This window comes from Thermophilibacter sp. ZX-H3 (genome assembly GCF_052599055.1).
The window spans coordinates 93,949-105,233 of the sequence record NZ_JBQXES010000006.1 but is presented as its reverse complement, the minus strand read 5'-3'; the positions used below and the strand labels follow the sequence as shown (position 1 = coordinate 105,233).

13 protein-coding genes are annotated in these 11,285 nt (G+C 69.0%); 6 read left to right on the top strand and 7 right to left on the bottom strand.

From position 1 onward, the window contains the following. Positions 1–110: 110 nt before the first annotated feature. Positions 111–1,202, top strand: a complete 1,092-nt coding sequence (locus ACULPM_RS03985; RefSeq protein ID WP_445331064.1) for an ABC transporter substrate-binding protein — start codon at positions 111–113, stop codon at positions 1,200–1,202. Between the two features lie 154 nt (positions 1,203–1,356). On the opposite strand, the gene ACULPM_RS03980 is transcribed toward ACULPM_RS03985, so the two are convergent. Continuing rightward, a complete protein-coding gene (locus ACULPM_RS03980) occupies positions 1,357–1,905 on the bottom strand; it encodes a nucleoside-triphosphatase (protein ID WP_445331063.1) in 549 nt (182 codons plus the stop codon). A gap of 45 nt (positions 1,906–1,950) precedes the next feature. Between ACULPM_RS03980 and ACULPM_RS03975 the strand changes: the two genes are divergently transcribed. Next, complete coding sequence (locus tag ACULPM_RS03975; protein ID WP_445331062.1) at positions 1,951–2,736, top strand: Rossmann-like domain-containing protein; 786 nt, start codon at positions 1,951–1,953, stop codon at positions 2,734–2,736. Between the two features lie 99 nt (positions 2,737–2,835). Here the strand turns inward: ACULPM_RS03975 and ACULPM_RS03970 are convergent, their stop codons facing one another. The 4 genes from ACULPM_RS03970 to ACULPM_RS03955 form a co-directional block, all read right to left on the bottom strand. After that, entirely contained in the window at positions 2,836–3,957 is a 1,122-nt protein-coding gene (locus tag ACULPM_RS03970; protein WP_445331061.1) for a hypothetical protein, read from the bottom strand. Between the two features lie 209 nt (positions 3,958–4,166). Then, positions 4,167–4,892 carry an ABC-2 transporter permease gene (locus tag ACULPM_RS03965; RefSeq protein ID WP_445331060.1) on the bottom strand — a complete coding sequence of 242 codons (726 nt, stop codon included), beginning with the start codon at positions 4,890–4,892 and terminating at the stop codon, positions 4,167–4,169. Next, positions 4,892–5,782 carry an ABC transporter ATP-binding protein gene (locus tag ACULPM_RS03960; RefSeq protein WP_445331059.1) on the bottom strand — a complete coding sequence of 297 codons (891 nt, stop codon included), beginning with the start codon at positions 5,780–5,782 and terminating at the stop codon, positions 4,892–4,894. Before ACULPM_RS03960 ends, ACULPM_RS03965 begins: the two co-directional genes overlap by 1 nt. 78 nt (positions 5,783–5,860) lie before the next feature. Continuing rightward, positions 5,861–6,229: a GntR family transcriptional regulator gene (locus tag ACULPM_RS03955; protein ID WP_445331058.1), complete on the bottom strand. Its 369-nt coding sequence runs from the start codon at positions 6,227–6,229 to the stop codon at positions 5,861–5,863. A gap of 326 nt (positions 6,230–6,555) precedes the next feature. Here ACULPM_RS03955 and thiC point away from each other — a divergent pair, with 326 nt between their 5' ends. The 4 genes from thiC to thiD are packed head-to-tail and all read left to right on the top strand — an operon-like array spanning position 6,556 to position 10,301. Continuing rightward, positions 6,556–7,917, top strand: coding sequence for a phosphomethylpyrimidine synthase ThiC (thiC, locus tag ACULPM_RS03950; RefSeq protein ID WP_445331057.1), 1,362 nt, complete (start codon positions 6,556–6,558; stop codon positions 7,915–7,917). A 27-nt stretch (positions 7,918–7,944) separates the two neighbouring features. After that, positions 7,945–8,778 carry a hydroxyethylthiazole kinase gene (thiM, locus tag ACULPM_RS03945; protein ID WP_445331056.1) on the top strand — a complete coding sequence of 278 codons (834 nt, stop codon included), beginning with the start codon at positions 7,945–7,947 and terminating at the stop codon, positions 8,776–8,778. Further along, positions 8,775–9,461 carry a thiamine phosphate synthase gene (gene thiE, locus ACULPM_RS03940; protein WP_445331055.1) on the top strand — a complete coding sequence of 229 codons (687 nt, stop codon included), beginning with the start codon at positions 8,775–8,777 and terminating at the stop codon, positions 9,459–9,461. Before thiM ends, thiE begins: the two co-directional genes overlap by 4 nt. Before the next feature lie 9 nt (positions 9,462–9,470). Then, positions 9,471–10,301, top strand: coding sequence for a bifunctional hydroxymethylpyrimidine kinase/phosphomethylpyrimidine kinase (thiD, locus tag ACULPM_RS03935; protein ID WP_445331054.1), 831 nt, complete (start codon positions 9,471–9,473; stop codon positions 10,299–10,301). Between the two features lie 18 nt (positions 10,302–10,319). Here the strand turns inward: thiD and ACULPM_RS03930 are convergent, their stop codons facing one another. Continuing rightward, positions 10,320–10,670: a DUF2200 domain-containing protein gene (locus ACULPM_RS03930; RefSeq protein WP_445331053.1), complete on the bottom strand. Its 351-nt coding sequence runs from the start codon at positions 10,668–10,670 to the stop codon at positions 10,320–10,322. A 52-nt stretch (positions 10,671–10,722) separates the two neighbouring features. Next, positions 10,723–11,133, bottom strand: a complete 411-nt coding sequence (locus ACULPM_RS03925) for a helix-turn-helix domain-containing protein (RefSeq protein ID WP_445331052.1) — start codon at positions 11,131–11,133, stop codon at positions 10,723–10,725. Between the last annotated feature and the right edge of the window lie 152 nt (positions 11,134–11,285).

Below are 11,285 nucleotides of genomic sequence, written 5' to 3'. Positions count from 1 at the left end.
CTGGCCTGGGAATTGGAGACAGCCCCCAATTCACACAAAGGTTTTATGTGAATTGGGGACTGTCCCCAATTCACAGGCGGAAGGGAGAAGAAGTGAGGAAAAGAACGTTCTTGTCGGCAGTTGCGGCGCTTGCGGTGGCGGTGTCGCTCGGGGCGTGCGGCGGCACGCCGGCGGCGGAGTCCGGTCAGCAGCCCGACAGCCAGCAGCCCGCGGCGGAGCAGGCCGCAACGCGCGTGGTCACGGACTCGCTCGGGCGCGAGGTGGAGATTCCGGCCGAGGTCGAGCGCATCGCGGCTTCCGGCCCCGTGGCGCAGCAGGTGCTGCTCACGGTGGCTCCCGAGAAGATGGTCGGCCTCTCCGGCGAGCTCACGGACGAGCAGCTCGCCTACCTCGGCGAGGACCTCGCTGACCTGCCCGTCTTTGGCCAGATCTACGGCGGCAAGGGCGACTTCAACAAGGAGGCCGCCGCCGCGGCGGACCCGCAGCTGATCATCGACGTCGGCGAGGCCAAGGACTCGCTCGCCGAGGAGCTGGACACGCTGCAGGAGCAGATCGGCATCCCGTGCGTGCACATCGACTCGACCGACCTCCACAGCTACGTCGACCTCTACGACCAGCTTGCGGACATCCTGGACTCCGAGAAGGCCGCCGAGCTCGCGGAGTACTGCCGCAACGCCGTGGCCGAGGTCGAGGCCGTCGTGACGGAGGTGTCCGAGGACGAGCGCCCGCGTGCGGCGTACCTGCTCGGTGACACCGGCACTAACGCGATGGCGCGCGGCGGCTTCCAGTCCGGAATCATCGACCTGTGCTCCGAGAACGTTGTGGTGGTGGACGACCCATCGTCCAGCGGCAAGGGCAACGAGATCGGCCTCGAGCAGATCGCGCTCTGGGACCCCGAGCTCATCGTCTTCGTGGGCGACTCGATCTACGACACTGTGGGCGACGAGCCCGCCTGGGCCGAGCTCAGCGCCATCAAGTCCGGCAACTACTTCCGCGCGCCGAGCGAGCCATACAACTGGATTTCCATGCCGGCCTCGGTCAACCAGATCATCGGCCTGCAGTGGTACGCGCGCCTGTGCTACCCGGAGCGCTTCGACGATGACCTGCGCGACGTGGTGGGGGAGTACTACCAGCTCTTCTACGGCCACGACCTCACGGACGAGGAGTACGACGCGCTGATGCGCGGCGCCGTGCGCGAGTAGGGGGAGATTGTCTGTGATTTCATGGGCTCCTGGCGAGTATGGACACGATGCATGGTCGAGAATCCGCAGGTAGGCGAATCAGCTACCATGCCCCTACTCGTGGGGAGCGATAGAAATCACAGACAATCCTCTCTCGGACGCCGCGTGGCGCCCGTTAGCCGGGTATGTGCTCCAAGAGGCGCCGCCTGCCCCGCTCGTCGGAGCGCAGAACCTCGACGGAGCCCCACGCGGGGCGCCAGCGGGCGGCAGCCTCCTCAGCCAGCGCCGAGCGCACGACCACGAGCGCGTGAGGCCAGGTCGGCGTGGGGCCGGCGTCCAGCAGCTCGAGCGCCGCGGTGAGGCCACCGCCGCGGCGCAGCTCGAGCGGGCCGACCTCGTCGATGGCGAGAAGCCCGGGGCGCACGTCATTCTCGCCTGTCTTTGCGGCAAGCCGGCTGAGGTGCGCGTTCACGCGGGCAAGCGCCGCGGCGTCGAAGTCCCAGCCCAGGCCGGTCGAGCACCCATCCTTGGCAGGCGTGGCGAGAAGGACGCGCTCGCGCGAGGGCAGGAGCGCGTTCTCGATCCCGGCCTTCTCGCCGTCGCGCCAGACGCCCGGGGCGAGTACGCCACGCACGGGCACGCCCGCCGCCTCGAGCTCGCGCACGCGCGCCTCGAGCCACGTGGTCTTGCCCGTCCGGATGTCTCCGGTGAGAATGAACAGCATGCAACCTCCCGACCGCCCAAGCCGCAACGACCCAACCTGGAGGAAATGATGACAGATGCGTGGTCGCTCTACGACCGAATGATCGCCCAGGTTCCCGAGGGCGCGCTTGTGCGACACGTGGTCATGGGCGCCCACCACTGCCTCGTCGAGGCCGAGTGCGGGACGGGCGTGGCCGCGCTCCATCGCGGCGGCGCGCGCCTGCGCATGGAGCGCGGCTGGGCGGGCCGTCCCCTGCGCGAGCTCGCGGAGTGCGCGAAGTCGTGGGACTTCGAGGTGGCGTCGGTGGGCGTGGCAGCGCTCAACGCCTGGCACAACCAACGCGAGCGGCTGGGTGCGCTGGACCTGGTAGAGGGCGCGGAGAGCGTGGACCCGTTCGTGTTCCTGGCCCCGGTTGCCGCGCGCATGGCGGCCGAGAAGAACGACGGCTCGCGGCCCCGCGCGGTGGTGGTCGGTCACTTTCCGCATCTCGCGGCCATCGCGGAGCACGCGGAGGTTGCCGTGCTGGAGCGCGCCGCCCGCGCGGACACGGACCTGCCCGACACCGCCTGCGAGTACCTGCTGCCGGGCGCGGACCTCGCCATCATGACGGGCATGACGCTCGCCAACAAGACCATGCCGCGGCTGCTGGAGCTTTCGCGCGGCGCGCTCACCTGCGTGGTGGGCCCGTCGGCCGCGATCTGCGCGCCGGTACTGGACGCGGGCGCGGACCTCATCGCCGGCAGCGTGGTCGCCGACGCCGCGCTGGCCCGCGAGGTCGTGAGCTGCGGTGCCCCGCTCCACGGCTCCGGCGCCCTCGAGCACGTGCTCGTAAAAAGGGGGCGGGTTGCCTAAAAGGGGACGGGTGCATTTCTGGCAAGTTTTCTGAGAACGCCCTTTTCAGAAAACTTGCCAGAAATGCACCCGTCCCCTTTTAGGCAACCCGCCCCCTTTTTACGAGGGCTCCTCGGCCTTGTGCACAAGAAGCCACGCGGGGGAGCGCTTGTGCCACCTCGATGACGGATCAACGTCCATGTAGGTGCGGCGCGCGCAGAGCCTCACCGCCGACGGCGCACCGGCTGCGTCGGGGTCGTCCGCATATCCCTCGCGAGCGAGGAGGTCTGCGAGGTCGGAGGCATCCTCGACGTTGCCCGTGGCGAGAAGGACGGAGAGGAGCCTTGTGACGTTCTCGGGCGTGAGGTCCTGGCCTGGGTCGATGTCCCCGCAACACACGCCCTCCGCCCAGCGCACGTTGGCGTTCGCCTGGCCGAGAATCCTGGCTCCGGCCGGCGTGAGCCGGGGCCCGAGGTCCACGAGGGCGCCGCGGCAGATCATGATGGCAATCATGAGGACGCAGGCGACGGGGGCGAACACGGGCCCCGGCTCCATGTTCGCCATCGCTGGCCCAAGCAGGCACCAGAAGCACGCGAGTACGGAGACGGGGCCGCTGAACAGGAGCTGGGAGAGCACGCTCGCGCTGCGCGCAAGGCCAGCGCCAAGCAGGTCGTTGGAGTACTGCCCGAGGAACCTCTCGAGCGGACGGTAGGTGTCCCCGGAGCCGATTCTCCCGCACAGCTCGGCGACGCTGGCCTCGCGGGCGCCCTCGGGCATCAAGAGGTCGACCGCCTCGCGGTCGTAGCGGCCGAGGTCCTTCGCGCGAACCTCGATCCAGAGGCCGGAGCCGAAGTCGAGGGTCCGCTGGTCGGTTGAGTATCGCTTGCGCTTCTGACCGCGCCGCCTCCCCGTGGAGATCGGGCCGTCCTGCTCGCCCGTCGCATCCTCCTCGTTCGCCCCCTGACGCTCCTCAAGCGTGACGTACCCTCTGCCCATCAGGCAGACGAGGGTCGCAAGCGCGACCCTGCAGGCATTCATCCCGCGCCTGACGTCCCCCTCCCGGCGGTATCGAAGCGCACCGAGAAGGGCGGGGTGGATGTCGGGCACCGTGGACGTTGGCGCGAGGTCGTCGGGGACGCGCTCTGCCCGCATTGCGTTAACGCGGTTCGCGATGATGCACATGACGATGTATCCCACGGGAATGCCCCATGCGGCGATGAGCTGGGCAAAGGAGGAGGGCATGCGGTCCGGCTCCTTTCTTACTGGCCTGCGATGCCCCCAGTTTACGTCCCCGCCCATCGCCCAACGGGCAGCCATCAAGACCCTTACGAAGCCCGTAAAAAGGGGACGGGTTGCCTAAAAGGGGACGGGTGCATTTCTGGCAAGTTTTCTGAAAATGCCCTTTTCAGAAAACTTGCCAGAAATGCACCCGTCCCCTTTTAGGCAACCCGTTACAGCTCGCGCTGTTCGTAGAGCTTGAGGGAGACGGCGGCGGAGATCGCCAGCGCGGCGGCCGACAGGGCCACGAGGACCACGCAGCCCACGGCCATGCCGGCCGGCGTGTCGAGCGCCTCGAGCGCGGCGGAGACAAGCTCCATCCCCGGGATGCCGCCGTCGAGCATGCCGCTGTTGCCGAGGACGACCACCGGCACCACGAAGAGCAGCACGATCACCGTGGGCAGGATCTGCGTGGCGCGGGTCTGGCCTAGGCGGAAGTAGAGCGGCGTCACGACGCTCGCCACCACAGAGCCGATGAGCAGGGTGAAGCAGGTGACGACGGCCATGACGCCGAGCATGTCCGGATCGAACGCGAAGGCCTCGCCGACCTCGCCGGGCAGGCCCACCGCCGAGACGACGGCCGTCGCCGCGAGTGCTGCCACGAGCCCCACGACCATGCCGAGCAGGCCAAACGCCACGATGGCGGCGTAGCGGCCGAGCACGACGTCGCGCCGGGAGAGCGGCAGCGTGAGCCGGAAGAGCTCCCAGTGGTTGAGCTGGTCGTAGGCGGCGAGACCCATCGCGCTCATCATGAAGAACATGCAGGTGAGGGTAGCAGGCATCGCGAGCGGCGTCTGCATGCCGAGCCCGATGCACAGGCTCACGAGAAGCCCCAGTCCCACGAGCTGCCGTGCGTAGTCGCGAAAGATCGTCATCTCAAGGAGGAACGCGCGCTTCATTATCGGACACCGCCCTTCAGGGTGAGGGTCATGTAGTCGTCTATGGTCATGCGGTCTACCGGAATCTCCGGGAAGCTCTCCGCAAAGGCAAAGCGGTCGGGGACGAGCACGTCGATGCCGTAGTCGTGGCGTAGGTAGCGCAGCTCGGCGTCCGGGACGACGCCCGAGTCCGCGATCCTCTCGAGGTCCGCCACGCGGCAGCGCGCGACGCCCATCTCGTCGGTGATGACGTCCTTGGGCAGGTCAAAGACGATGCGCCCGGCGTCGATGCACACGATGCGGTCGGCGATGCGCTCGAGGTCGCTCGTGATGTGGCTGCTCATGAGGATCGCGCGGCCGGGCTCGGCCACGAAGTCGCGCAGCAGGTCGAGCACCTCGTCGCGCGCCATCGGGTCAAGGCCGGCGGTTGCCTCGTCGAGGATGAGCAGGCGCGCGTCGTGCGCGAGCGCGCAGGCCAGGGAGAGCTTCATACCCATGCCGCGCGAGAGCTCCTTCACCGTCTTCTTGGCGTCTAGGCCAAACTGCGCGGCCAGGCGCTCGAAGCGATGAGCGTCCCAGGTGGCGTAGGTGCGCTCGTAGATGCGCCCCACGTCCGCGACCTTGAGGTGCTCCGGGAGCGAGATCGCGTCGAAGACGACGCCGACCTGCTCCTTCACCGCCGCGCCGGACGCGCGCGAGAGCTCGTCGCTGGATACGCCGAGCACGCTCGAGGTGCCGCCGTCGGTGGGGAAGAGGCCGAGAAGGGCCTTGATGGTGGTGGACTTGCCGGCGCCGTTCTGGCCGATGAAGCCTACGACCTCGCCCTCGTTCACGGTGAGGTCCACGCCCTCGAGCGAGAACCCGTCGTAGTGCTTGGTGAGCCCGCGGGCCTCGATGAGACTGCCGCTCATGCGATGTCCTTTCTGTAAAAGTGTGTAAAAGGGGACGTGTTTTTTCTTTCTGAGAGAAATAACCCGTCCCCTTTTCCGTCACTCCAGTACCAGGGCGAACATCTCGGACAGCTCGTCGTCGGTGAGGCCGATCGCCCGACCGCGCTCCACGGCCTTGGCGAGAAGCCCCTCGACCTCCCTCATCTGCTCCTCGCGGATGAGCTCGGCGTTTCCGCCGGCGACGTAGGTGCCCTTGCCCTGCACCGTCTCGATGAGCCCCGCCGCCTCCAGGTCCGCGTAGGCGCGCTTGGTGGTGATGGCGCTCACGCGCAGGCTGTTGGCGAGGGCGCGGATCGAGGGGAGCTGCTCGCCCTCCGCGAGCTGGCCCGTCACGATCGCCGACTTGATCTGGTCGGTGATCTGCTCGTAGATGGGCCTGCCGCTCGAGGTTGAGATGATGATGTCCAAGTCGTCGTCCTTCCGTGCCGGCCCGCCAGGACGTCTCCTGCGGGCCAACCGTGTATACCCGGTAAGTACAGTATATACACACCTATACACAGTGCAAGCGAGAAGGGCAAAGTTTTTCTCGGCATGCCGTTTGCCCCGCTACGGCCGCCTTTTGTCCGAGCGAACACAAGCCCTGGGGGAGCGCTATACTTGCCACAGGCGGACTTCGCTCCGCCGGAACAACCGCATAGCGCGGGGAGCTTGCAGGACGGCAGGCTGAGAGGGGGCGCGCCCGCCCCGACCCGAGGAACCTGACATGGGTAATGCCAACGGAGGGAGTCTTGCGCATGAGCACAGCTGTAGAGAAATTGGGCGGGCAGGCACCGCGCGGCGAGAAGAACCTCGTCACGCAGCTCGACTATGCCCTCGCCGGGCAGATCACGCCCGAGATGCGCGCCGTGGCGGAGGCGGAGCGCCGAGACCCGGAGTTCGTCCGCGAGGGCGTGGCGGCGGGGCGCATCGCCATCCCGGCCAACGTCCGCCACCTCGAGAAGGGCCTCGTCCCGCGCGGCGTGGGCGCAGGCCTCTCCACCAAGGTCAACGTCAACCTCGGCATCTCCGGGGACGTGGCGGACGCCGGCATGGAGTGGGAGAAGGTCGGCACGGCCGAGAAGTACGGCGCGGACGCCATCATGGACCTCTCCAACTCCGGCAAGACCCGCTTCTTCCGCCAGCAGCTCGTGGAGCGCACGCCGCTCATGGTGGGCACCGTCCCCATGTACGACGCCATCGGCTACATGGAGAAGCCGCTCGTGGAGCTCACCGCCGAGGACCTCCTCGCCACGGTGCGCGCCCACGCGGAGGACGGCGTGGACTTCCTCACCATCCACTGCGGCATCAACCGTCGCGTGATCGAGACCTTCAAGGAGACCGGGCGCCTCATGAACATCGTCAGCCGCGGCGGGTCGCTGCTGTTTGGCTGGATGGAGGTCACGGGCAACGAGAACCCCTTCTACGAGCACTACGACGAGGTGCTCGAGATCTGCCATGAGTACGACGTGACCATCTCGCTGGGCGACTCGTGCCGCCCGGGCTGCCTCTTCGACGCCAACGACGCCGCCGAGACCGCAGAGATGATCGAGCTCGGCAAGCTCACGAGGCGCGCCTGGGACGCGGGCGTGCAGGTCATGATCGAGGGCCCGGGCCACATGGCCATCAACGAGATCGCCGCCAACGTGACGATGGAGAAGCGCCTCTGCCACGGTGCGCCGTACTACGTGCTCGGCCCGCTCGTGACGGACGTGGGCGTGGGCTACGACCACATCACGGCGGCCATCGGCGGCGCCATCTCGGCGAGCGCCGGGGCGGACTTCCTCTGCTACGTGACGCCGGCCGAGCACCTCTGCCTGCCCGACGCAAAGGACGTGCTCGACGGTCTTATCGCCACCCGGATCGCCGCGCACGCGGCGGACATCGCCAAGGGCGTGCCCGGCGCGCGCGAGGCGGACGACCGCATGGGCGACGCCCGGCGGCGCCTGGCCTGGGGCGAGATGTGGGACTACGCGCTCGACCCGGACACGGCCCGCGCGCGGCACGAGGCCTCGCCCGCCTCGACGGAGGGGACCTGCACCATGTGCGGCAAGATGTGCGCCGTCCGCACGGTGAACAAGGTCTTCGAGGGCACCACGATCGACCTCGACGCACAGTAGCCAGCAACCTCGCGAAAGGACTCCGCAATGAATGGCAGCCTGCTCGGAACCGCGCTCGAGAACGTCCGCTCCACGACGCCGCTCGTGCACTGCATCACCAACTACGTCACCGTCAACGACTGCGCCAACGCGCTTCTCGCCTGCGGGGGAAGCCCCATCATGGCCGACGACGTCGACGACGCCCCGGAGATCACCCGCATCTGCGGCGGCCTCGTGCTGAACATCGGCACGCTGAACGCCCGCACCATCGGGACCATGCGCGCCGCCGGCAGGGTCGCCGGCGAGCTCGGCCACCCGATCGTGCTCGACCCCGTGGGCGCCGGTGCGAGCGCGCTTCGCACCAACACGGCCGCCACGCTTGTCGACGAGCTGCCCGTCACCGTGGTGCGCGGCAACATGAGCGAGGTCAAGACCGTTGCCGGGGCGGCCGCCGCGACCCGCGGCGTGGACGTGAACCCGGACGACGCGGTGGGCGAGAAGAACCTCGCGTCGAGCGCCGCCTTCGCGCGCGAGCTCGCCGGGCGACTCGGCTGCGTCGTGGCCATCACGGGCGCCATCGACGTGGTGGCCTCGGCGGATCGCGCCTACGCCATCCGCAACGGCGTGCCCATGATGGGAAAGATCACCGGAACCGGCTGCATGCTCGACACCATCGTCGCCGCGTACGCGGTGGCAAACCCCGGCCGCGCGCTTGAGGCGACCGTGGCCGCCGTCGCCGGCTGGGGCCTCGCGGGCGAGGTCGCGGCGGGTCGCATGGGGCCGCTCGACGGCAACGCGAGCTTCCGCACCTACCTCATCGACGCGGCCTACAACCTCACGGCCGAGCAGCTTGCGGCCGGCGCGCGCGTGGAGGAGCTGTGAGCGGCGCGGGCGTGCCGGCGGCCCGCGGGTCCTTCTCGCCCGAGGCCATCCGTCGCGGCATGCTGCTCTATGCGGTGACGGACAGGGCCTGGCTCGACGGTCGGACGCTCGCCGACTGCGTGCGGGAGGCCATCGCCGGCGGCGCCACCTTCGTCCAGCTGCGCGAGAAGGACCTCACGACGGAGGAGATCGTGGCAGAGGCGGCGGAGATCATCCCCGTCTGCCGCGCGGCGGGGGTGCCCTTCGTGATCGACGACGACGTGGAGGCCGCGCGCCGCTCCGGCGCGGACGGCGTGCACGTGGGCCAGTCCGATGCCGCCTGTGCCGAGGCCCGGGCGGCGCTGGGACCCGAGGCGATCGTGGGCGTCTCGGCGCAGACGGTGGAGGAGGCGCTCGCCGCTCAGGCGGCCGGTGCCGACTACCTGGGCGTGGGGGCGATGTACGGGACCCCCACCAAGCCCGACGCCGTCGACGTGACCTTCGAGGAGCTCGCGCGCATCTGCGCCGCCGTGGACATCCCGGTGACGGCCATCGGCGGCATCAACGCGCGCACGATGGGCTCGCTCGCGGGGACGGGCGTCGACGGGGCGGCGGTGGTCTCGGCGATCTTTGCCGCCGAGGACATCGAGGCTGCGACGCGCGAGCTGCGCCGCCTTGCCGCGGATGCCGTGGGGTCAAGATAGGGGGGTCTCATGAACACGGGGAGCTGGAGCGTTCCCGCGGTGCTCGCGATTGCCGGCTCGGACTCGAGCGGCGGTGCGGGCATCCAGGCGGACATCAAGACCATCGCCGCGCACGGGCTCTTTGCCGAGACCGCGATAACCGCGCTCACGGCGCAGAACACTCGTGGCGTGCGCGACGTCATGGAGGCCACGCCCCAGATGGTGTCCGAGCAGATCGACGCCGTCTTCGAGGACATCCCACCCGCCGCGGTCAAGGTGGGCATGGTGTCCTCCGCCGCGATCGTCGAGACCATAGCCGAACGGCTCGAGCACTGGGGCGCCGAGAACGTGGTCGTGGACCCGGTGATGGTGGCCACCTCGGGCGCGCGCCTCATAGACGACGGCGCGGCGGGGGCGCTCGTGGGGCGCCTGCTGCCGCTCGCGCGCGTGGTCACGCCGAACATCCCCGAGGCGGAGGCGCTGCTCGGCGAGCCGGTGCGAAACGAGGACGAGCAGGAGACGGCCGCGCTCGCGCTTGCCGAGCGCCTGGGCTGCGCCGTGCTCGTCAAGGGCGGGCACGGCGTTGCGGACGCTAACGACGTGCTGGTGGAGTCGGCCGTCGATGACGAGGGCGCCCCGCGCGTGACGTGGCTGCGCGCCCCTCGCGTGGAGACCGGGAACACCCATGGCACGGGCTGCACGCTCTCGAGCGCCATCGCCTGCGGCCTGGCGGAGGGCCTCACGCTGCCCGAGGCGGTGTCGCGCGCGAAGGACTACCTCACCGGCGCGCTCTCTTCCGGCCTGGACCTGGGGCACGGCTCCGGTCCCGTGGACCACATGTGGTGCCACCGCGGCAGATAGCGCGTGAGCCGCCCGGCGCTAGCTCCGCAGCACCTTCTCCAGCGCGCGGCCGCGGGCGAGTTCGTCCACCAGCTTATCCAGGTAGCGGGCGTTTTGCTCCACCGGGTCCTCGATGGCGGCCACGTCCACGCCGCAGACCTTGCCGGTGATGAGCGTGCGGTTGGGGTTCATCGCCGGCGCCTCGTCGAAGAGCTCCCGGTAGGTGACGCCGCGCTCCAGCTGCCGGGCGAGGCCGGCCTCGTCGTAGCCGGTGAGCCAGCAGGTCACAGCGTCTACCTCCGCGCGTGCGCGCCCCTTGCGCTCGGCCTTCTGCACGAGCAGGGGATAGACCTTCGAGAACGACATCTCCGCGATCGACTTGCGCCCCATGCGACCTCCTTCCAGCGTGCAAAAGGGACAGGCACTTTTCCACGCTTCCAGCTTACTCCGGATCGGGGCCGTGCATAAGCTGGACGAGCGCCAGGCACGCGACGCCGATGCCCAGAAGCCCGAGCGCGTTTCTCGGCTCCACCTCGTCCATGACGGTGAGCGCGGTCACGCCCACGCCCATGGCAAGCGCGACCGCCTTGAGGACGAGCTCCACGAGCGCAGGCACGCGGGACCCCGCCGGCTCCTCCTGCGCCGCCGTCTTCACTTCGAGCAGCTCGTCCACCGAGGTGCCCAGCACCTCGGCCAGCTTGGGCAGCGACGCCACGTCCGGAAACGAGAGATCTCGTTCCCATTTCGAGACGGCCTTGTCCGTGACGCCCATCTGCCGGGCGAGCTCGAGCTGCGTCATGCCCTTCTCCTTGCGCAGGGCGGAGATGGCGGCGCCGAAGGTCTGCTTGGTCATGGTGGTCCTTTCGCTAGGGTCCGTCTGGCAGGGTCATCGTCACGCGACGCCGCCTCGCGCTCAACCGACCGCCAGTAGAGTTGGCTCGACCGTTGGTAGAGTTGCAGTTTACGGCAGGTAACCTTGCAAAACCGTTAGGGGAGCATAAGCCC